The organism is Hymenobacter wooponensis (assembly GCF_004745865.1).
Taxonomy (GTDB): Bacteria; Bacteroidota; Bacteroidia; order Cytophagales; family Hymenobacteraceae; genus Hymenobacter; species Hymenobacter wooponensis.
In genome coordinates, this window is record NZ_SRKZ01000001.1 from 1,168,939 (window position 1) to 1,190,801 (window position 21,863).

The window sequence follows — 21,863 nt, forward strand, 5'->3', positions numbered from 1 at the left end:
AAGCAGAATAGCGAGACCTTCCAGCCTTATAGATCCTACGTTATCTGATCAAAAGAATTACTTGGCCAGTCAGTGACCTTAACTCCCCTCAATGCCTCGCTTAGCTGTACCTTACTTACCTGCCCTATACACACCGGACTGGCCTACAACATCTAGTGAGATGCCGTAGGCCAGTCCGTGAATAAGGTAGGTTGTGGAATTGGGGAGCTTTAGTATCGGCCCTCCACGTTGTCGAGGTACTTCTGGCCGGAACCGGTATTGAGTAGCAGGATTTGCTCCTCAGGACGCAGCCAGCCGGTTTCTAGTAGTTGGCGGGCGGCCATCCAGACGGCGGCGCCCTCGGGCGCTACAAACATGCCCTCTAGGCGGGCTAGCTCCCGCATGCCTTCCAGCATCTGCTCGTCGGTGATGGCTACGGCCAGGCCATTTGATTCATCAAGCACCTGCAGCATCAGCGGCTCGCCGAGGGGGCGGGGCACCGCCAGGCCGTTAGCAATGGTGGGCTGGCCTACGTAGCTGTGGCAGTTAGCTTGCCGGCCAGCGCGGGTTTCTACCAACGGGCAGCAGTTAGCCGACTGTACGGCCACCATGCGGGGCAGCTTGGCATCGGCTGGGAGCCAGCCTAAAGCCTGCATTTCGCGCAGGGCTTTCCAGATGCCAATGAGACCGGTGCCACCACCGGCGGGGTAGAGTAGCACGTCGGGCAACGTCCAGTTAAGCTGCTCGGCCAGCTCGTAGCCCATAGTTTTCTTGCCCTCCAGGCGGTAAGGCTCCTTCAGCGTCGATACATCGAGCAAGGAGTTGTCGGCGTTGAGCTCCCGTACGCGGGCGGCGCAGTCGTTGATCAGGCCATGTACAAGGTGCACTTCGGCCCCGTACCAGTAGCACTCCTCTTTAAATGCTTTAGGCGTGTGACTAGGCATAGCCACCACAGCCCGCATACCGGCACGGGCGCAGTAGGCGGCCATGGCCACGCCCGCATTCCCAGCGGTGGGAATGATGCAGCCCGTAACGCCCAGCTCCTTGGCTTTGGAAATGGCCATGCTCAGCCCCCGGGCCTTGAAGGAACCGGTGGGGTTCAGGCCTTCGTCCTTCAGGCGCAAGTCGCGGAGGCCATAGCGGCTACCTAGGCGCTGGAGCTGCAGCATGGGCGTCCAGCCCTCGCCCAGGCTCACGCGGTTGGCATCGTCGAGGAGGGGCAGCAGAGAGTGGTAGCGCCACATGGAGTTTTCTGCCTGGTCGATGCCCGATGCGCGGGTTAGTGGCTCGTGTAGATCGTAACGGGCTACCAGCGGCTGGCCGCAGCACGTGGATACCCGCTGAAGCTGGAAGGCAGAGTAAGGCGTATTACAGGCGGCGCAGTGCAGATCCTGCAGGCGCGTTTGGGTGTCGAGGAGAGTTTGCATAACGGAGAGTTCAACGCAAAACTCCCCGGCTGCTATTTCTAAAACAAACGGCTATTTGGAATAGGCTATTCCTTCCGGGAATAGTAACGGCGAGCAAATTGCACAAAGTCGCGGTAGGGCACATTGTTCTCGGTACCCTTGCGCTGCACGAAATCAAAGTGCCGAACCAGGTTGAGGTCCCGCACCCTTACTTCCATCAGCTCCCCTGTGGCCAGTTCCTTCATCACTGATTGACGCGGCAAAAACGCTAGGCAAGTATCTACCCGCACAAAGTTTTTAAGCGCCTCGGTGCCGCCTAACCGCACTTTTACTGGTAGGTCTGTAGCCTTAATGTGCTTTTCGGCCAGAGCTTCTTCCAGCACCGCCAGCGTGCCGGAGCCGGTTTCGCGCAGGGCCACGGGTACGCGCAGTAAATCCCGCGCCTCTAGCTCCTGCCGATACAGCGGGTTACGCCCCGAGCACACTGCCACTACTTCATCAGTGAGCAGCGGCGTGTAGGTAACATTGCTGACTTTGTGAATTCCCTCAATGATGCCGAGGTCAATCTCATGTTCCAGCAGGGCCTTCAGGATGTTTTCGGAGTTGCGGTTTTTGAGGGTAAGCTGCGTGTTGGGGTACTGGCCTAGGTACGCCGACAGCACCGGCGGAATCACGTACAGCGAGATAGTGGTACTGGCCCCAATGACCATGTGGACCTGGGGCGAGAAGTCGGGGCTGAGCTCCGTGAACTCTTGGTGCAGCTCATGCTGCAGCTGCTTAGCCACCAAGAGCTTGCGGTAGAGCAGCTCGCCGGCTGGCGTAAGTATCACGCTGTTGCCCAGACGCTCAAACAGCCCGGTTTTGTAGTGCTCTTCTAGCGCCTTTACCTGCTTGCTTACCGCCGACTGGCTCAGGAACAGCGTTTGCCCCGCCTTGGTAAAGCTGAGCTGGCGAGCAACTTCCAGGAAGATTTCGTGCGGGTGGGAAAGCATGTTCGTGCGCTGAGTTACCGGGGCAAAGTAAGAAGCAAATCAGCCAATAAGCGTGAGTGCCACTCCAAGCAAGTGGCCTAGACAAGCCTAGGAAAGGCCCACCTCATTAAGCCTATTCCATATTTAACAGTAAGACCATGTGAGTAGAGGTACCATGCTTTACAGCTACTTAGTAACCAAGTTCACCCTTTGTCTCAAGGCTAACCAGGAAGCTGAAAAACATAAGAACACAATATCTTATAAGTCAATATTCTATCCCCCTAAACCCTGATTGTTTTTAGCTCCCATGTTACCAATCAAAAAAATAAATGTGTAAAATTTTGTCATTCACTTAATCATTATTCCAAGAACAATCTGTAGCTTCCATTCTCTATCCTACTGTGGGCTATGAGCTGCGGCGATTATGCTACCTGCCGCGCCTTGCCTACGCAATTATCGGCCGCTCGACGGCGGCCAGTTATGTTCTATTCTTTACCCCATTAGCGTATGGATACCCCCCTGCTTACGCTGGTCGTCATTATTGCCGGCCTGCTGTATCAGAACCTTTCCAAACGAGTCCGGGAGCTGGGTCAGCGCCTGAAGCGCCGCGAGGACGAGCACCAGGAGCTACTGCTGACTGTTGAGCGCTTGCACCAGCAGTTGCTCACGCTTCAATCCGCTCCCCCACGCCCACCTACTCCGCCCCTAGCTACTGCTGCCGCACCTGTAGCAGCGCCAGTTCCTCCAACGGCGGCAGAATGGTACAAGGCCCCGGCGGAGGCCCCAGGCGTAGCCCCGCCCGCACTAGTGGACGTTGCGCCACCCCTTCCGGCCCCCGTGGCACCCGCACCGGCTCCCGCACCGGAACCTTCCGTGGCTAGTACTCCTCCCGCGCCACCCGTTCTGCCTACTCCGCCCGCACCTAAGCCGGCTCCTCCTGTACCGTCCCCTGAGCAACCTGCCTTGAAACCCCAGCCGGCCCCAACTCCGGTGGCTAGGCCAGTACCTGCGCCGGTTCTGCCGCCGCGTCCTGCTCAGCGGCCGGCTCCAACTCCAGTAGCGGCTATGGCACCGGCCGGCCCAACCTGGTGGGACCGCGCTGAACAGATGCTCCTTGATAACTGGACCGGCATCCTTGGTGCCATTATCCTCGTGACGGGCATTGGCTTCCTGGGTATTTACACGGCGCTCCGCGTGAGTGCGCCTATGCGCTTCGGCATGATTACGGCCTTTGCCGGCGTGCTGCTAGGCCTCCATTACTACTTGCGCCCTAAGCCATTTGCGGCGCAGCTGCACGTGTGGCTGCAAAGTAGCGCGGCGGCCGTTTTCCTCTTTGCCTGCGTGGGTGCTGTGAGCGTACCAGGGCTGCAGTGGGCGGGTCCTCCGCTAAGTTATCTGCTGCTATTGGCGGGCGTGGCTGCCAATCTGTGGTTGGCCTGGGATGCCAGTCGCGAATCAGTGGCCACCTTGCACGGGGTGCTTAGCCTAGTGGCGCTAGCAGTACTGCCGCACACGCTGCTTACCCTGGCCGCCGCGGCGGGGGTTACGGCGTTCAGCATCGGGATTACCTACCGCCAACGCTGGAAATACCAGCTCTTGCTCAGCATTGTTAGCTTCTTCGTATTTCATCAGTACTGGCATCACGCTGTGCCTAGTGCCGCCGGCTCAACCAGATTAGTTGCCATGGCGCTAGTGCTGCTGGTGGGGGTAGCGGCGGCCGTGGTGCAGTACCGGAAGGTATACGCCCACGCCCGGTTTGATGCGCTTCTATTCTCCGCTCACGTGCTCAACTGGACGTGCCTCGGCATCAACCTGTACCAGTACAGCACGGGCTCGCCCTGGAAAACGGTGCCGCTAGGCCTGGGTGCCGTGCTCACCTTCTGGGTGGCGCGCCAGGCCCGGCAACTGCAGATCCACTGGCTGTTCCGTACCGATAGTATCATCTCCCTGATGCTGGCGCTGTTCACAGCTTTCTCCCTGCAGGGTTGGCATGCTTCGGGCACCCTCATTCTGCTCTTTATGCTGCTGGAAACCTTGCTGGTGGCATTTGTCATGGCCCGAGAGCGGGAGATGATGGTGTTCAATGTGGCCTCGGTGGGTGCTTTGCTGGCTTCTGGGGCACTGCTGGTGCTCAATATCAGCCTGATTGGCTCCTACTCAGCCGTTGAGCTGTATCGTAATGCCCTGCTGCTACTGCTCTCGGGCTTGCTAGGCGCAGGCTACTACCAGCTAGTGCGGCGGCAGCCCCTGTTTGAGCAGGAAACCGGCACCAATGGCCAGGAGCTATACCGTGGTTTTGGGGGCCTGGTGGGCGCTTTGTATATGGGAGCGGCAGCCTTGCTGTTGCGGGCCCTCTTTGGCCTGCCCCACCCCGCAGTAGTCACGCTGTTGAGCAGTGCCGCGCTGGCGGCCGGTACCTTGTTTGGAGTGGCGTGGTGGCTACGCACTTCGCGCGGCTGGTTCAGCACCATGCACCTACTGGCGGGTCAGACTCTGCTAACGGTAGCATTGGTTGGGCTACATAAGGCGGGCCTCGGGTGGCCGGCTACTACTGCCTTGCTCTACTTGGAAACCCTCCTGCTGGCGGGCCGCCTAGGCCAGGTACGGGAGCGGTCAGCCTACTATATTCTGCTAATTTTCACGCTCCTGAGTGGCAGCTGGTTTATGTTGTCTACCCTGCAGCAGTTTGGCCTGGTGCCCGCGCAAGAGCTGCACACCCGGATGCTCCTGTTATTGATGACTGGCCTAGCCAGCTCGGTGCTGCTTACCCTGCCAGCTCGCCTCCCTAGGTTTACGCAACTGCTGACGCCGGCTTCCCAGCCCCTGTACGTGGGGCTGCAGGTGCTCACGGTGCTCTTTTATCTTACGGGTACTGGCCTGCTCCTGCAAGGCTTGTTCGGGCTAGGCCATTCCTCGGTAGCACCGCTGCTGGGCGGCGCCGTTGGGGCCGCGGGCTTGCTCTTTGGGGTAAGCGTGTGGCTGCGTGGCAATACCGGTTGGTTCCGGCCGGCTCACCTGCTGCTGGGTCAACTGGTGCTGATGGTAGCTGTGCTGGGCTTGCATGAGCTAGGCCTCTCGTGGCCCGCCACCAGCACGCTACTGTACAGTGAAGTCCTGGGTATGACGCTAATACTCGCCTGGCGGGCAGAGTGGCTGGTTTACCGCGTGCTGCTCTACGTGGCCCTGGTGCTGGCGGCGGCACTGCCCCTGCTCGTGTATCGCCCTGGCCTACTACCCAATTCTCAACGGGCCGGGCTGCTGGTAGTGGCGGCACTGGCTTCCCTGGGAACCCAACTGCTGCTCACCCGGCGGGGCGCCCCGGTGCATGACCTGGTCCCGCTTTCCTATAACACTCTCTACCGCCTCCGGCTGTTGAGCCTGCTGCCTGGGGTGCAGCTGCTGGCCGCGGGCAGCTTGGTGTACCTGCACACTTGGGCTAGCTGGGCGGCGGCCGGACTAGGCGTGGCCTTGCTCCTGACTCGCCGTTTCGGAAAGGTGCCGGGCTTGTGGCTAGGCCTGGTGGTGGCCACCGTTGGTTATCAGGCCCTGCAATGGAGCCAGGTGCTGCCGGTTGGCCCTAACTTCAGCCCTGGGCCGGTGCTTGGGTATCTGCTCCCCATGCTGGCTGTGCCGGTCGCTGGCCTAGCCTGTTCGTGGTGGGAAGGCAAGCAACAACACGTGCGCTGGCCTTGGCTTTACCTGGGTGGCTTGCAGCTACTGGTGGCTACGTGGGCTGCCCTAGTACCCCGCACTGAAGCCTTGCCCATTCTGGCCTGGACTCTGCTGGCCGCCGTCACGGCACTAGCGGCGCAGCTAATTCGGCGCCGTTTTGCCTCCAGTGATGCCCTCACCCGCGCCGGCTCCCCCGACCGTTTCCTGCTGCATATCACGTATGCGTTGCTGGTGGTAGCCTTCCTAGGCCACTTCGGACAGTTGGTTTCCCACTCCCCTGATGTGTTGCTGGGCTGGCCAGTGCGGCGCCTCACCGCCGGGGCGTTGCTGATAGTGCTAGCAGGCTGGGCCTGGCAACGCCCACCCGCCACGGCTCCGGTGTATACCTCATGGCGCTATCTGCACCCGCTACTGCCGGAAGCGGTACTGTTGTTCGGCAGCTTTACGGTGTGGCATGAACTGAAGCTGGAGTGGCACTCCGCGCTTTGGATTGCGGCAGCTTTTACCCTCACCCTGGGTGGGCAGTACCTGCCCTTGCGGCTGCGGCGCGTGCGGGTGTACGGGCTGCTGTACTTTGGAGCGGCGGTAGTGTGGAGCAGCTACGTAGCCCTGACGATGTTGGCCCCGGGTCAGTTATTCACGCTGGCGGGCCTCACCACCATGGCCACCACGGTAGGCCTGTTCGCCTACACCGCCGTGGCGCTACAGCACTTCCCGAGTACTACCACAGCCACCTGGCCACGCCTGCTGGCCCCGCTGGCTGCCCTGGGTCGGCTACCGGTTTCAGTGCTGATACCACTGCTGCTCTACCCTGCCTTCGGGGTGCTCACGCTACTGTTGCTGCAGTCCTTCGATAACTCCATCCTCACGGTGCTGCTTATGCTAGAAGTGCTGGCGGCGTTTATCAGCAGCCTGCTGTTGCGGCGCCAGGATTTGCGCTACCTCTCGCTGGCGGGCACCGCGCTGTGCTTCGGCCGCCTGCTGCTCTACGACCTCAGCCAACACGGTACCATCACGCGGGCCATTGTGTTTATTCTGATGGGCGTGCTGCTGCTGGGGATGAACGCGCTCTACGCCCGCTTCAAGGGCCGATTCTCCCTGCCAGATGTTGAGGCTCCCGCCGAGCCGGATATCTCGGAAGAAAACGTAGCCGATTCTATAAGCTAAGCAAGAATCGGGGCTGGAGTGAGTGGCACCGCCTGCTTATTCCAGCCCCGATTTTTTGTAGCGCCTTATGCTACTCCATACTTCATCACAGGCCCAGAATAGCGGCGTAGGTACCGTTCACTACTTCCGCCATGCGCTTGAAATCGAGTGTTTCGATGGTATCGGAGGGTTGGTGGTAATTGGGGTTGCGCAGGAAAGAGGTGTCGTTGATCATGAGGGCCTCGTAGCCGTACTTCCAGTAGTTGCGGTGGTCGGAGAGGCCCGCGAGGCCCATTTCGGCGGGCAGGTTGATACGCTGCACATCTACTTTAGCCTTGGTCTGCATGAGGGCCTGCACGCGCTCAGTAAACTCCTCCTGGCCGGTGCGGCCCACCACCGTGATGAAGTTGCCGGTGTTGGGGTACAGCGCCGCCAGTTGCTCATTGGGGAAGCGCTGAGAGCCGGGCTCATCCTTAAAGTAGCCAATCATCTCGTAGCACAGCATGGCGCGCACGGTCACGCCCGCATCGTGCAGAGATTTGGCGTGCACGGCGCTGCCCATGTACTGGGTGGCGAAGTAGGGCGGCTCCTCGTTGGGGTAGGCCACCAGCTCTACCCGATACTTCAGATTAGAACCGTAGATGTGTAGTAGGCGCGCGGTTTCTAGCAGGCCCGCCACGGCGCTGGCGTTATCGTCGGCGCCGGGCTGCTCGCCGCACACATCGTAATGGGCGCCCACTACCAGGCGGGGCGCATCGCGGGAGCCGAAGGCTAGAATGATGTTGCGGTACTGCCGTCCATCGGCCTTAAACGTTTGCTCCTCCACCCCGCCATCTTCTACTTCCAGCTTCTCAAATTCCGTTTTTATGTAGTCGGCGGCCTCGTTCAGCGACCGTAGATTACGGTAGTGGCGGGCAGGTTTGAGAGAAGTCAGGAACTTCACATCAGCATAGAGTCGGTTTTGATCGGCACCCATAGTGGTATCAGATTGGGAAGGAAGAGCCATGGCTTGCGGGCTGCGCCGCGAGTTGGAATGCTCGCAGGCAGTAAGACTGAGCAGCGCTATCAGCAGCCTGCCCCCATGACTTCGGAGATGATGCATACTTAGTAAACGAGCCGCGGGCCGATATGGTCAACCAATTCTCTCTCCCTACCTTACGGCCCAGAACCTATTGATCAGCTATGGCGCTTCCTTACCACCGGATCATTGTCAAAATCGGTTCCAACGTCCTGACCCAGGCCAACGGCCTGCCCGACCACGCCCGCATAGGCCACTTAGTAGAGCAGATTGCCGGCCTGAAAAAGCAGGGCAAGGAAGTGATTGTGGTGTCGTCGGGGGCAGTGGCCTCGGGCCGCAGCTTGGTACAGGTGCCGGAAAAGGCCGATGCCGTGACGAGCCGGCAGGTGCTGGCCGCCGTAGGCCAGGTGAAGCTGCTGGCTACCTACGCCGAGCTGCTAGGCCACCACGAGCTGCTCTGCGCCCAGGTGCTAGTAACCAAGGAAGATTTCCGCGACCGGCAGCATTACCTGAACATGCAGAACTGCTTCCGGGCCCTGCTCCAGAACAGCATCATTCCCATTGTAAATGAGAACGATGTGATTTCCGTCACGGAGCTGATGTTCACAGACAACGATGAGCTGGCCGCCCTGGTAGCAACTATGCTCAATGCCGATGCCCTGCTGATTCTGAGCAACGTGGACGGCATTTTCAACGGCAACCCCCAGGACCCAGCCGCCGAGCTGATTCCGGAAATTGAGCCTACTACCACCAGCTTCTCGTCGTTCGTGACCACCCAACGCTCGCAGTTCGGGCGCGGCGGCATGATTACCAAGTGCCACATGGCCCATAAAGTGGCGCAGCTGGGCATTGCAGTACACATTGCCAACGGCAAGACCGAGAACATCCTGCCCCGCCTGCTCAATCAGGAAGTGGTGAACACCCGCTTCCTACCCAGCAAAACGGCCTCCAGCAAGAAGAAATGGATTGCCCACTCCGACTTGGCCGCGAAAGGCGCCGTGCAGATCAATGCCGGGGCCAAAGCGGCCCTCACGGAGCCGCATAAAGCTACCAGCCTGCTGCCCGTCGGCATTCTGGGCATCATGGGCACTTTCCAGAAGGGCGACATCATCCGGATTCTGGATGAAACCAGCAAACCCATTGGCCTAGGCATGGCCGAATACAGCTCCGACAAAGCACTCGAACGGCTAGGCCACCAAAACCAGAAACCCCTAGTACATTATGACTATCTGTTTCTGTCGGCAGAAATCAGCTAATTTTTCCGCTAGCTGACTATTGAAACGCACCCGCACCCATCATTCATGTCGAGCTTGTCGAGACATCTCGCGTGCTGATGTTGTATTGTCAACCATACTAGCACGTCATTTTGAGCTTGCGAAGGATCTACTCACGTCAGCCCGAGGTGCTAGGCCAGTCGTTCTATCGTGAGAAGATCCTTCCTTCGTCAGGATGACGAGTGGGTGTAGTAATTACTGAGGGATACCTTCAACAAGCCTAACACTACTGTCAATAACATAACACCCAAAAGTTCAGTACAAGCCGCCAAGTATTCGTCCGCACTCGCTATACAACCATGTCGCTTCAAGATACTTTCCGGGCAACACAAGTAGCCAGCCGCACCCTAGGCCAGGTTCCCGCCGCAGCCATTCAAGCAGTGCTGCTAGACCTGGCCACGGCCGCCGTAGCTGAAACCCCTTTTCTGCTCGCAGAAAATGAGAAGGACCTGGCGCGCATGGCGCCGGATGATCCGAAATACGACCGCCTGAAGCTAACGGAAGCCCGCATAGCTGCTATTGCCGAGGACATCTGCAACGTGGCCTTCCTCCCTTCGCCGCTAGGCCAGGTACTGCAGCAACGGACGCTGCCCAATGCCCTGCACCTGTCTAAAATCAGGGTACCATTGGGCGTGGTGGGTGTTATTTACGAAGCCCGCCCCAACGTGACCTTCGATGTGGCGGCGCTCTGCCTAAAGACTGGCAACGCCTGCCTGCTTAAAGGCGGCTCTGACGCCGCTCACTCCAATCAGGCCATCAGCACGGTAATTCAGCGGGTGCTAGGCCAGCATGGCCTTGACGCCAACAGCGTCACGCTACTCCCCCCCGACCGCCAGGCCACGGAAGCCTTGCTGCAGGCTATCGGCTATGTAGATGTATTGATTCCGCGCGGCAGCCAGCAGCTCATCGACTACGTGCGCCAAAACGCCAAAGTGCCCGTCATCGAAACCGGTGCCGGCATCGTGCACACCTACTTCGACGAAACCGCTGACTTGGTGAAGGGGCAAGCCATTATTCACAACGCCAAAACCCGCCGCGTCAGCGTCTGCAATGCCCTCGACTGCCTGCTAATACACGAGGCTCGTTTATCTGATCTGCCCTCACTGCTGGCCCCACTAGGCCAGTCGGGCGTGCTGCTTTATGCTGATACCCAAGCCCATCAAGCCCTAAACAGCGCTTATCCCACCGAGCTACTGCAACCCGCCATGGAAGAGCACTTCGGCACCGAATTTCTCTCCCTGAAGCTGGCCGTTAAGACCGTAACAGGCCTAGACGAGGCCCTAAGCCACATTGCCGCCCACAGTTCCAAGCACAGCGAGGCCATCATCTCGGAAGATACCGCCCACATCGAGCAGTTTCTGAACCAAGTAGATGCGGCGGCCGTGTACGCCAACGCCTCCACCGCCTTCACTGACGGCGCCCAGTTCGGCCTCGGCGCCGAAATTGGCATTAGCACCCAGAAGCTCCACGCCCGCGGCCCCATGGGCTTAGAGGAACTCACCAGCTACAAGTGGCAGGTAAGAGGTGATGGGCAGGTGCGTAAAAGCTAAAATTTATAACTAGGCTCCCCTCCTCAGATGAGGAGGGGTTGGGGGTGGTTGATGTGGCCTAGAACTGATTTTAAAACTAGAGCTAGTTATCGTTCAACGACTGTTCAACCACCCCCAGCCCCTCCTCATCTGAGGAGGGGAGCTTAGTTTAGCCTTAGCTTTCAATACCCTCTACTCTACCAATTCTTGCAGCAGCTCATGCCCTTCCGGCCACAGCCCGAGGCTGGATGCGGAGTTGATGTGGCCTAGCGCACCTACGTTCACAAACCGACTTCCCCACACCTCGGCAAGGTGCTGCGCCCGCTCCAGCGTTATGTACTCATCGTTGGTGCTAGCTACCACAATGCTTGGAAACGGCAGGCGCGTCAGCGGGATAAGTGCAAAATTCATTACCTCTGGGGGCATATCAGCGCGGTCTACATCGGCAGTAGCAACCAGCAGGGCACCTTTGATGCGGTGCCGCGTAGTGCTGGCCCAATGCGCGATAGTAACGCAGCCTAAGCTGTGGCCAACCAGCACCACGTCGGGTCCAGCCGTAGCCACAACGTCTTCTAAGTTCTGCACCCAATCCGCGAGTACTGGCTGGTCCCAATTTCCTTGCTGCACGCGCGAGTAGCCGTAGTGCTGCTCCCAGTAAGTTTGCCAGTGTTCTGGACCAGAATTGCCCAAGCCGGGCACGATAAGGATATTGGGTTGCTGCATGGGCACGAAAGTAACAGGCGCGTTGCGAGGTTTACACACATGGCCTACTTCTGGTGCATGCATTGCCAAAGTATAATGTGTACAACGGTGTTTTTAAGGGTATATACTTAAATTGATAAAGCCAATTAAAAGACATGTATTTCCTGTAATTCAAGGGAAACAGAGGTTGGCATATATAACACGTTGAACGTAGCCGTTACGTCACTCCATTTTCCGTTCAGAGGCAGACTAAACCATATTTCTGCAACTATTAATACGTTTTCAACTTTGTGCTTTCGAGGCATGTGGAAGTCTATTTCCGCATAAGGATTATTACCATCTGTCACAGCTTCTTCCATCGAAGTGACCTTGTAGACTTCTGAGTCAGCTTCGTATTCCGGAAATCCATATCCATAAATAACATCTCTCATTAGTTCAGGTGTCCATTCATAATAAGGATCCTGAAATGTGTACTGGAAGGCCTCCTCGTACCTCTCCAGCTCTAGCAGCTTCACCCATATGCGAACTGCTTCTAATATATCTTCATCTGAAGCATCTAAGGGCAATGCGACGGGCATATTTCAAATCCTAACTATTGAAGTTTTAGCCAATTTACCAGGAAGTAAACCACATTATACATTCGCGTTTTTATATACCTTCCAGCGTCTATTTAAGCTCCTCCCTATCCATGCTATTCCGCTCCGTTTCTCGCCTGCCGCTGCTGGTGCTGCTGGCTTTGCTATGTGCCTGCTCTAAGTCGGGCTCCGATGCTGGTCAGGACCCTAACGGCGAGGAAATTGACCCGTACCAGAACTTGGTGTTTCAGTTTGCCGATGCCGTGGCTAGCCCCGAGCAGCAGGACCGTTGGGATACCGTGCAGGTAGTGAAGTTTGAGCCGGCCATGCGCGGCAAGTTCAAGTGGACTTCGGACAGAGAGTTGATTTTCTCGCCTACCACGCCCTTTAAGCCCAGCACCGCCTTCACTGCAACCCTGCGCAAAGAAGCCCTGCCGGAAGGCAAACACAACGTAGAGCTACCTGAGAATCGTCAGAAGTTTCACACCCCCTACTTACAACTGCAGGAACCCCAGGCGTTCTGGGGCCGCTCGGAGCGGGCCGCCGGCACGGCCGAAATGCGCGTGGAGCTTCCCTTCAACTACAGCGTAAAGCCCGCCGATGTGAAGCCCCTGCTGCGCGTGACCCAGGACGGGCAGCCCGTGGCCTTCGAGGTGAGTGGGGAGCCGGGCCAAGTGGTGCGCGTGAGCCTCAACCAGCAGGTGCGCCCCGGCTCGCCCCTTACCGTGGCCCTAGGCCAGGGTCTGCGGGCCCAGGGCAGCGACCAGGCCTCTACTGCCGACTACGAAAAGCAGGTGCAGGTACCCGACCCGGAGGAACTGGAAATACGCGCCATCACCGGTACCCTGCAAGCGGCCGACCCGGTTATCACCATCCTGACCAGTCAGCCGGTCACCACGGGCGATTTGCATAATGCCCTGTCGGTGTCGCCGCAGGTTGCCTACGAGGTGGAAGAGCTGGAAAATGGCTTCCGGCTTAAGGGTGGCTTTGAGGTGGGCAAAAGCTACCAGTTGAGCTTGCGGCAGGGGTTGCGGGGTGGCCTAGGTGGGCACCTCAGCGAGGACTTTACTCAGACGGTGAGCTTCTCCGATGAGCGCCCAACCATCAGCTTTGCCAGCGCCGAGAAGGCCATGTACCTTGATGCACTAGGTTCGCGCAACCTGGGTGTGCGCATCAATGAGGTGGATAAGGTGAAGGTGACCATTGCTAAAGTGTACGCCAACAATATTCAGCAGCTGTTGCGCAGCGGCACCCAGTACGGCTACCCCGGCTACGACGGGGAAGAATCGGAGGGTGAGGAAGAGGAAAGTGAGGAAGGCGGGTACGTGGACCGCTCCTACCAGTACTACGATGTGGAAAACCTGGGCAATGTGCTTACGGAGCGCACCTACACCGTGTCGGGGCTGCCGAAGGCGCAGGGGCTGCGGTTGCTGAACCTGAACCTCAAGGACCTGGAGTTTTCGGGCGGGCTGAAGGGCCTTTACATCATTAAGGTGCAGGATACCGAGCGCCAGTGGCTGCAGGTGAGCAAGCTTGTGGCCGTGTCAGATATTGGCCTGATTGTGAAGCAGGGCAAGGCTGGCAGCACGCTGGTGTTTGCTAACTCCATCCGCAACGCCAAGGCGCTGAGCGGCGTGGAAATGCGCTTTATCAGCACCAACAACCAGGTGATGGGCACTGGCCTGACGAACGGCGACGGGGTAGCAAAATTCGACAGCACCGCCCAAAATAGCCGCTTTAAGCTGGGCATGGTGATGGCCCAGCAAGGCAACGACTTCACCTTCCTCGATCTGAGCCGCAGCCGCGTCGAAACCTCCCGCTTCGAGGTAGGTGGCCTACAAAGCAACGCCGCCTGCTACCAGGCCTTCCTTTACGGCGACCGGGACTTGTACCGCCCCGGTGACACCATTCAGACCAACACCGTCATCCGCACCGAGGATTGGCAGGCGCCGCCCAAGGGCCTGCCGGTAAAAATCCGCCTGCTGCTGCCCACCGGCAAGGAGTACGCCAGCCTGCAGAAAACCCTGAACGCGGCCGGCTCCTTCGAGGCGCGCTTCCTGCTGCCTCCCGCCGTCATGACCGGCCTCTACACCCTGGAAGTGCTGACGGGCAACGACGTGTTGTTGGCCTCCCGCCAGATTTCGGTAGAGGAGTTTATTCCGGACCGCATGAAGGTGACAGTGAAAGCCTCTAGGCCTGTCGTGAAACCCGGACAGGCTATTTCGGCGCTGATTACAGCTCAGAACCTATTTGGCCCACCCGCCGCTGACCGCAAGTTTGAAGTAGAGTTTTCCTTGAAGGAAAAACCCTTTACCCCGAAGAATTACACCGACTACACCTTTGCCATCAACAGCGGCGAGCGGCAGCGGGGCAGCTACGGCGACCAGGTTTCCACGCCGATATCCGACCGGTTCGAGAAGACCACCCGCGAAGGCACTACCGACGCCGCCGGCCGCGGCACCGCCACCTACGAGGTGCCCGATTATTCTGACCTCGGCATTCTGGAAGGAGCAGCCTTCACGACGGTATTCGATGAAACCGGCCGCCCCGTAAACCGCCTAGCTACCTTTGAGGTGCAGACCCAGCCGGTGCTGTTTGGGGTGAAGAATATGGATGAGCTGGTGCAGACCCGTCAGGCCCTGCCGGTGCGGCTGGTGGCCCTCACTCCAGCCGGCACGCCGACCTCGGCCCAGGCCACGGTGCGCGTAGTGCGCCTGCTCTGGGAAACCGTGATTGAGCGTCAGGGCGGCCGCTACATCTACAACTCGCAGAAGCGCGAGCAGGTGGTGCTGAGCCGCACCGTGACGGTAGCCAGCGGCGGCTCCGATGCCGGCCTGGGTTTCACGCCCACTTATTCGGGTGAGTACGAAATCCGGGTTTCTAGGCCAGGGGCCGTGACTTACGTGGCTCAGCGCGTGTACGCTTACGGCTACGGCGACACCCAGAGCAACTCCTTCGAGGTGAACAACGAAGGCGAGGTGACAATTGAGGCCGATAAGGCCAAGTACGAGCCCGGCGAAACTGCCAACCTCCTGCTGAAAACGCCCTTCCCCGGCCGCGTGCTCGTGACGGTGGAGCGCAACCGCGTGCTGGACCACTTTTACGTGAACACCGACGAGAAATCGGCCCGCGTGAGCATTCCCATTCGCACCGGTCACGTGCCCAACGTGTACGTGACGGCCACCGCCATCCGCGAAATCAGGGACAACCGACTACCTCTCACAGTAGCTCGCGGCTTCGTGCCGCTGACAGTAGAGAAGCCCGGCGCCAAGCTGCAAGTGGCTATTAAAGCGCCTGCGCAAAGTCGTTCCCAAACCGCCCAAACCATTGAAGTAACCACCGCCCCCGGTGCCCAGGTAACGCTGGCTATGGTGGACGAGGGCATTCTGCAGATGAAGGACTACCGTACGCCTGACCCCTATGGCTACTTCTACCAGAAGCGCGCCCTAGAAGTACAGGCCTACGACGTGTATCCCTTCCTACTGCCCGAACCCGGGACCAGTAGCACGGGCGGCGACGGCTACGACCTCTCGCGCCGCACCACGCCCGTGCCCAACCGCCGCGTGAAGCTGCTCGCCAAATGGAGCGGTGTACTCACCGCCGATGCCAGCGGTAAGGCTCGCTACAAGCTGCAAGTGCCTCAGTTCAGCGGGGCCGTGCGCGTCATGGCAGTGGCCTACAAGAACGACGCCTTCGGTTCCGCCGAACACGCCATGCGCGTCGCCGACCCGGTTGTCATCAGCACCGCCCTCCCCCGCTTCCTCAGCCCCGGCGACACGATTGACGTGCCCGTAACCTTGACGAATACGACGGGTAAACCGATGTTCGTCACGGTTACTACGTCTTCGAACGGCCCACTAAAAAGTTATTTCGGTGCCTCAAACAAAGGCTTTATTAATGGGCCTAGAGATTTAAAAGGTACGATTCCCGGTGAGCAAACCACTTTTGGCTTAGCACCAAACAGTGAGCATCGGCTAACATTCCACGCTCTGGCTCAACACTCTATTGGAACTTCGAATTTCATAGTAACAGCAGTTCATCAAGATGGGCACGGTAAGACAATTGAGAAATTCACCGAAACCATTGAGCTACCTATCCGTCCTGCTTCGCCGCTGCAGAAGCGCACGGGGTCGGGCGTGGTGGCGGGTGGCGCGGCCCAGCAGCTGAACCTGCGGACCGACTTCCTGCCTTCGTCGCTGCGGAGCCAGTTGGTGGTGAGCCGCTCGCCCATGACGGAGTTTGCCAAGGACCTGCGCTACCTGCTACAGTACCCCTACGGCTGCCTGGAGCAAACCGTGTCGGCCGCTTTCCCGCAGCTGTACTACGGTGACTTAACCGCTACGCTAGGCCAGAAAACGGGCAAACCTGGCAAGGCCGGCCTGTTCAACCCCAACTACCACGTGCAGGAAGCCATTCGGAAGGTGGAAGCCCAGCAGATGTACAACGGCTCCCTCAGCTACTGGCCCGGCGGCGACTACGACAACTGGTGGGCCACCACCTACGCCGCTCACTTCCTGCTGGAAGCCCAGCAAGCCGGCTTCGACGTCAACAAGAACGTGCTCGACCGAGTATTGCGCTACCTGCAAGTCCGCGTGCGCAAGCGCGAAACCGACACCTACAACATCATCCAGACCGGTGGTGTAATTCAACCCGTAACGCTGGCCAAGAAGGAAGTGGCCTACTCCCTCTACGTGCTGGCCCTGGCCGGCCGCCCCGATGCCGTGGGCCTCAATTACTATAAAGCCAACCGCCCCCAGCTGGCCGAAGATTCGCGCTACCTGCTGGCGGCGGCCTTCGCCCTGAGCGGCAACCAGCGCGGCTACCAGAGTACGGTATCCACCCGCTTCGGGGCCGCGCCCAGCATCGCCGGCCGCCAGCTAGATGGGGCCTTCTCCTCCCCCATCCGCGACGAAGCCCTGGTGCTCAACGCCCTGCTCGCCGCCGACCCTGCTAACCCGCAGGTAAACATCCTGGCCCGCCAGCTCAGCCGCCAGGTAAAGCAGGCCGGCTGGCTCAATACCCAGGAACGGTCATTTGCGCTGCTGGCCCTGGGTAAGCTGGCGAAGAAAAATGCCGGCAGCACGGTAGTAGCTAGCCTGCTGGCTGATGGCAAGGCTATCGGCAACTTCTCGGGCAAAGACCTAACGGTAAGCAACGTGGCCAACCGCCAGCTGCAGTTGCGCACCAGCGGCAAAGGCAGCCTCTACTACTTCTGGGAAACCGAGGGTATTTCGCCCACCGGCCAGGTGCGTGAGGAAGACGCCTACCTGCAAGTGCGCCGCCAGTTCCTGGACCGCAACGGCAATCTGGTTGGTTCTACCTCATTCAAGCAAAATGACCTGGTAGTTGTCAAAATCACCATCCAATCAGCCGAGTCAGCCGGAGAAGTCAAGAACGTAGCTATTACTGACCTACTGCCCGCCGGCCTGGAAATTGAGAACCCACGCATCGGGGCCGTCCGGGACCTGACCTGGGCCAAGGACGCCGCCCAACCCGATTACCTCGACGTGCGCGACGACCGGATCAACCTGTTCACCACCGTCACCACCGAGCCTAAATCGTTCTACTACCTCTGCCGCGCCGTCAGCAAAGGCACCTTCAAGCTAGGCCCCGTCAGCGCCGACGCCATGTACAACGCGGAGTACCACAGCTACGCCGGCAGCGGCGTGGTGCGGGTGCGGTAAACCTTCTTAATTTATTTGTATGCTATTGGCAATGCTCTGGCAAACCGTCCTATTCTACACAGTCTTGCTGCTATGCGTGGGTCTACTAGGCCTGCTTGTTTTCAGAGCAGCAACTTACCTGGTTGCTCGTTTCTGGCCATCAATGCAGCGGCCGACTAGGATAGCTCTTCCAGCAGCTATTCTTATTACTCCGCTGCTTTGCGTGGCAATTCCCAATTTATTTCTTGCGCTCTATCTGTACTACCCACATCGGGATTTCAACAAAGCAGATTGGGCTACTAACTTGCCTAAACGGCATGAACTAGTAGACGATTTAGTGGCTTCTCACAAGCTGGTTGGTCTTACCGAACAACAAGTGGTTGAATTGTTGGGAGCACCTAATACAGAATCTAAATGTGATGCTACTTGGGAGTATTATTTAGGCATGACACCCAAACTCATTCCTATTGATGGTGACGCGCTGTCGTTGCAATTCAGTAATGGGAAAGTGGTTCGTTATTGGATTCACGAAATGTAAGTCCCAGATAGCGACACTAGGCCTAGCGAGTTAGCTCAACCGCAGCCTTTTCCATCTACACGCGTACAGCTTATTACCGCTTTTCACGCAGCCGGCACTTCGCAAGTAGCCGGCTGTGTTGCTGTTATGCATTTGCGCAACTGTGAGTTATATGAAACCGACTTCCCTGGCTACTGCAGCCTTTCTGCGCTTTTCTATACTACTCCTACTCGGGGTAGCGCTGCTGAAACCAACCGTAGCCCAGGCTGATATTGTTACTCTCAATGCCAACGACAACGGCAAACAGGTACAGCTCAACGTAGGCGACCAGTTGATTGTGCGGCTGCCAACCATTTCACCGCGTTTCGGCTGGCGCCTAACCCAGGCATATCCGGGGCAGTTGGCGGTATCAACGGTTCACAGTTTGCCGGGATTAAGCAGCGGCGTACCCGGAGCACCAGCTACGTTCGAAATTCACTTTCAGGCGGTTGGCACTGGTGGCCTAGACTTAGCCTTGGTGTCGGCGCAACCGGGGACCAGCTATTCCAGCTTAAACGGCTTCTTTCATGTGTTCGTCACTATTGACAAGCCAGGCGTAGCCAAAAACGTAAACGTAACGGAGTATGGCAACCACAGCCGCGTGCAAGTGAACAAGGGCGACCAGCTGGCTATTCGGCTTGATAACACGGCGGGCTCTCAGTACCAATGGGAGGTGATGCCCATTGCCGATAACGTTATTCAACTCATTACGCCGCCCGCTGCACCGACGAGGAAGAAGCCAAAGAAAACGGGCAAGGAGGAAGATGTTACGTTTCAGTTCCAGGCCCTCAACCCGGGCCAGACGACGCTACGCTTCTTGTACCGGAACGCAACTGATAACAACGCGCCACCAAAGCGCGACTTTGAGCTGCAAGTAGAAGTGCCCGAGCCACCTAAATAATGCCTCAGTATCACCCCTTGGCAGTCCAAGGCGGTTCAATAAAAAAGGCCTGCTCCATTTGGAGCAGGCCTTTTTACAGGTTAGGTAGTGCCGTGCTTATTGTACCAATAGGCGGGTAGTAGAAACCGACTGCCCTGTTTTTACTCGGAACAGGTAGGTGCCACGAGCTAAACTGCGGGCATCAAACTGGAGCTGATGGCCACCGGCAGCCTCAGAGGCCGACACCAGCGTTTGTACTTTCCGCCCTAGCGTGTTATACACCTCCACGCTCACGGGTCCTTCCTGGGCCACGTAGTAGCTGAGGGTAGTAGTACTAGCCGCTGGGTTAGGATACGCAACGGTTTCCTTGCTTACGCCCATAGCCGAAGCAGAAGCAGTACCCAGGGCCGTAGCGTTGCTGCTTGCCTGAGCAGTTGGCTGCGTCTGCGCTTCATATTGCGAGAACGTGCGGCTCACGATGACGGCAAAATCAGCGCGCGACACGTTCTGAGCTGGCTTGAAAGTGGCGTGCAACGTGGGCTGCTGGTCGTAGGGGCCTTGGCTGAGCGAGTAGTAGGCATTAATCAGATTCAACTCTAACGCAATGCTCACGTAGCCCCTCAGTGCGGCTGGCACGTTGGCGGCATCATCAACCGGAATGGTTTGCCCACTTACTTGCACCGTCAGGGGCTGGCTGTTGCGGGCCAGCGCCTGCTCCTGGAAGCCCAGGCTCTGCACCAGCGAGTAAGCCAGCGAGGCCCGGTTCACTAGGCCACTCGGCGAGAACGTGCCGGTAGCGGTGGGTAGCATCACGCCGCTAGCCCGGTTAAACCGGTCGCGCAGGGCGGCACCTTTGGCTACTACTGATTCCGTCAGGAGTATTTCGGCAGGTGTTGATACATCGGTGAAAGAACGGGCGCCGCTGAAGGGCAGCAGCTGCCGGATGCCCTGGCCCACGAGCAGGTAGTCGGCTAGCTGGATGCGGGTAAGAGGAGCATCAGGGCGGAAGCCGTTGCTCAGGCCATCAACCAGCCGGTTAGCTACGGCCATTTTGATGGATGCCTCCGCCGGGTGGCCTACAATGTCGTTCAGGTTAGTAGTGCCCGCGGCCGTTAGCACAGTAATGTTGCCGTTAATGGTTTCGGGCAGGTCCACGCCCTGCAAGCCATCAACTTTCAGCGTCCAGGTGCCCGCTACGGGTGAGGCCACTGCCACGCTGCGGTCGGTGGAGAGCGTGAAGGTTACGGGAGTACCCGAGCGGTATTGCACGCCGTTGGGGTCAACCAGAATTAGGTTGGTGAGGTTGCCAGTCTCTCCCAGCAAGCCCGTAGAGGAGATTTTCACTTCCAGGCTATTGGTACCGGCTCCTACCGGGAAGGTAAATTGGTTGCCAGCGGCCAGCGGGGTTATAGTTGATGGTGAAAGGTATGGCCGTTGTCCGGGCATCAACACTGCTGTTGAAGCTGCGGCTAGCGTTGACCGTAGAGCCATACGTGGCCGAGCGAAACGCCATATCTACGGCGGCATAGGCGTTTACGTAGCCAGCTCCCACCTCCCACGACTGACGGCCGGGCATATTAGTAGCCGTTTTCTGCAGTAGCTCTTTTACCTGCGCCGGGTTCAGCGTGGGCTTGGCCTCCAGCAACAACGCCACAATACCTGCTACGTGTGGCGTAGCCATAGAAGTACCGCTGCTGTGGGTATAGAAAGGAAGTTCTGCTGGGGTCAACACCTCAGCATCCGTCTGAATGCCCAATGATGATACCGGAGCAATGGCCCGAGTAGAAACTACATCTACGCCAGGACCCACAATTACGGGCTCGTTCTTGTAGGTCCAGGTTTCGCCATCTACCGTAAAGGTGCCCTGCTCACCCCGCACCCCGCGCGAGGAAAACTCTGCTAGCAGTCCGTTTCGGTCGCCGGCCCCTACCGAGATAGTCCAGGGCGCAATGGCGTAGGGATTGTGCGTATCAGCGCCGGGGCCTTCGTTGCCGGCAGCAAACACAACCACCATGCCGCGGTCGTAGCACTTCTTGGTGGCCACGTTCAGCGGGTCATTGGGGTCGAAGTCGCCGCTGCTGCCAAAGGAGTTGCTGATTACCCGGATGTTGTACTGAAACTGGTGGGTGAGAGCGTAGTCGAAGCCCCCCATGGCATCGAGCACCAACAGCGCCCCTCCCGAGCCATAGCCCAGCAGCGAAGCGCCCGGCGCTACTCCTTCGTACTTACCTCCTGAGCGCGCCCCGGTGCCGCCTACCGTGCCGGCGCAGTGCGTGCCGTGGCCGGAGTTAGAGTCAGTGTTCGGCACGCCCTCCAGGTAGGTAACGGGTAGCATAGCACTCAAGGAGTTGAGGTTGGTAGAGCCCAGCGTATTCTGCACCAGGTGCGTACCAAACTTCAGATCCTCGTGGGTACCATCTACGCCGCTATCATTGATGAGTACCCCCACGCCCTTACCCGAAACCGGCAGCCCACCATTGCGGGCCGTCATC

The 21,863-nt window shown here is 58.5% G+C and carries 13 protein-coding genes; 6 read left to right on the forward strand and 7 right to left on the reverse strand.

Annotated features, from left to right (window positions below; all coding sequences use genetic code 11):
- Positions 1–209: 209 nt before the first annotated feature.
- Together EU557_RS04880 and EU557_RS04885 are read right to left on the reverse strand one after the other, a co-directional pair.
- A complete protein-coding gene (locus tag EU557_RS04880; RefSeq protein WP_135529271.1) occupies positions 210–1,406 on the reverse strand; it encodes a threonine synthase in 1,197 nt (398 codons plus the stop codon).
- A gap of 65 nt (positions 1,407–1,471) precedes the next feature.
- Positions 1,472–2,377: a LysR family transcriptional regulator gene (locus EU557_RS04885; protein WP_135529272.1), complete on the reverse strand. Its 906-nt coding sequence runs from the start codon at positions 2,375–2,377 to the stop codon at positions 1,472–1,474.
- A 486-nt stretch (positions 2,378–2,863) separates the two neighbouring features.
- On the opposite strand from EU557_RS04885, the gene EU557_RS25920 reads away from it, so the two are divergent.
- A complete protein-coding gene (locus EU557_RS25920; RefSeq protein ID WP_135529273.1) occupies positions 2,864–7,195 on the forward strand; it encodes a DUF2339 domain-containing protein in 4,332 nt (1,443 codons plus the stop codon).
- A gap of 85 nt (positions 7,196–7,280) precedes the next feature.
- Here the strand turns inward: EU557_RS25920 and EU557_RS04895 are convergent, their stop codons facing one another.
- Positions 7,281–8,180 (reverse strand): M28 family peptidase, encoded by a 900-nt coding sequence (locus EU557_RS04895; protein ID WP_245326164.1) that lies wholly within the window; start codon positions 8,178–8,180, stop codon positions 7,281–7,283.
- A gap of 176 nt (positions 8,181–8,356) precedes the next feature.
- Here EU557_RS04895 and proB point away from each other — a divergent pair, with 176 nt between their 5' ends.
- Entirely contained in the window at positions 8,357–9,448 is a 1,092-nt protein-coding gene (gene proB, locus EU557_RS04900; protein WP_135529274.1) for a glutamate 5-kinase, read from the forward strand.
- Positions 9,449–9,765: 317 nt separating this feature from the next.
- On the forward strand, positions 9,766–11,016 hold the full coding sequence (locus tag EU557_RS04905) for a glutamate-5-semialdehyde dehydrogenase (RefSeq protein WP_135529275.1): 1,251 nt from the start codon (positions 9,766–9,768) through the stop codon (positions 11,014–11,016).
- Positions 11,017–11,187: 171 nt separating this feature from the next.
- On the opposite strand, the gene EU557_RS04910 is transcribed toward EU557_RS04905, so the two are convergent.
- Positions 11,188–11,718, reverse strand: coding sequence for an RBBP9/YdeN family alpha/beta hydrolase (locus EU557_RS04910; protein WP_135529276.1), 531 nt, complete (start codon positions 11,716–11,718; stop codon positions 11,188–11,190).
- Between the two features lie 125 nt (positions 11,719–11,843).
- Entirely contained in the window at positions 11,844–12,275 is a 432-nt protein-coding gene (locus EU557_RS04915; RefSeq protein ID WP_135529277.1) for a hypothetical protein, read from the reverse strand.
- Between the two features lie 110 nt (positions 12,276–12,385).
- Here EU557_RS04915 and EU557_RS04920 point away from each other — a divergent pair, with 110 nt between their 5' ends.
- From EU557_RS04920 to EU557_RS04930, 3 genes are all read left to right on the forward strand, one after another.
- A complete protein-coding gene (locus tag EU557_RS04920) occupies positions 12,386–17,956 on the forward strand; it encodes an alpha-2-macroglobulin family protein (RefSeq protein WP_135529278.1) in 5,571 nt (1,856 codons plus the stop codon).
- A gap of 19 nt (positions 17,957–17,975) precedes the next feature.
- On the forward strand, positions 17,976–18,473 hold the full coding sequence (locus EU557_RS04925; protein ID WP_135529279.1) for an outer membrane protein assembly factor BamE domain-containing protein: 498 nt from the start codon (positions 17,976–17,978) through the stop codon (positions 18,471–18,473).
- Positions 18,474–18,624: 151 nt separating this feature from the next.
- Positions 18,625–19,392 carry a protease inhibitor I42 family protein gene (locus tag EU557_RS04930; protein ID WP_135529280.1) on the forward strand — a complete coding sequence of 256 codons (768 nt, stop codon included), beginning with the start codon at positions 18,625–18,627 and terminating at the stop codon, positions 19,390–19,392.
- Positions 19,393–19,488: 96 nt separating this feature from the next.
- On the opposite strand, the gene EU557_RS25695 is transcribed toward EU557_RS04930, so the two are convergent.
- Both EU557_RS25695 and EU557_RS25700 read right to left on the reverse strand, forming a co-directional pair.
- A complete protein-coding gene (locus tag EU557_RS25695) occupies positions 19,489–20,715 on the reverse strand; it encodes an S-layer homology domain-containing protein (RefSeq protein ID WP_210115979.1) in 1,227 nt (408 codons plus the stop codon).
- Between the two features lie 7 nt (positions 20,716–20,722).
- Positions 20,723–21,862: a S8 family serine peptidase gene (locus EU557_RS25700; protein WP_210115980.1), complete on the reverse strand. Its 1,140-nt coding sequence runs from the start codon at positions 21,860–21,862 to the stop codon at positions 20,723–20,725.
- Between the last annotated feature and the right edge of the window lies 1 nt (position 21,863).

Excerpts from the sequence above, each read along its gene's own strand:
- EU557_RS04880 (WP_135529271.1), bottom strand. The coding sequence starts at position 1,406 with ATGCAAACTCTCCTCGACACCCAAACGCGCCTGCAGGATCTGCACTGC.
- EU557_RS04885 (WP_135529272.1), bottom strand. The coding sequence starts at position 2,377 with ATGCTTTCCCACCCGCACGAAATCTTCCTGGAAGTTGCTCGCCAGCTC.
- EU557_RS25920 (WP_135529273.1), top strand. The coding sequence starts at position 2,864 with ATGGATACCCCCCTGCTTACGCTGGTCGTCATTATTGCCGGCCTGCTG.
- EU557_RS04895 (WP_245326164.1), bottom strand. The coding sequence starts at position 8,180 with ATGGCTCTTCCTTCCCAATCTGATACCACTATGGGTGCCGATCAAAAC.
- proB (WP_135529274.1), top strand. The coding sequence starts at position 8,357 with ATGGCGCTTCCTTACCACCGGATCATTGTCAAAATCGGTTCCAACGTC.
- EU557_RS04905 (WP_135529275.1), top strand. The coding sequence starts at position 9,766 with ATGTCGCTTCAAGATACTTTCCGGGCAACACAAGTAGCCAGCCGCACC.
- EU557_RS04910 (WP_135529276.1), bottom strand. The coding sequence starts at position 11,718 with ATGCAGCAACCCAATATCCTTATCGTGCCCGGCTTGGGCAATTCTGGT.
- EU557_RS04915 (WP_135529277.1), bottom strand. The coding sequence starts at position 12,275 with ATGCCCGTCGCATTGCCCTTAGATGCTTCAGATGAAGATATATTAGAA.
- EU557_RS04920 (WP_135529278.1), top strand. The coding sequence starts at position 12,386 with ATGCTATTCCGCTCCGTTTCTCGCCTGCCGCTGCTGGTGCTGCTGGCT.
- EU557_RS04925 (WP_135529279.1), top strand. The coding sequence starts at position 17,976 with ATGCTATTGGCAATGCTCTGGCAAACCGTCCTATTCTACACAGTCTTG.
- EU557_RS04930 (WP_135529280.1), top strand. The coding sequence starts at position 18,625 with ATGAAACCGACTTCCCTGGCTACTGCAGCCTTTCTGCGCTTTTCTATA.
- EU557_RS25700 (WP_210115980.1), bottom strand. The coding sequence starts at position 21,862 with ATGACGGCCCGCAATGGTGGGCTGCCGGTTTCGGGTAAGGGCGTGGGG.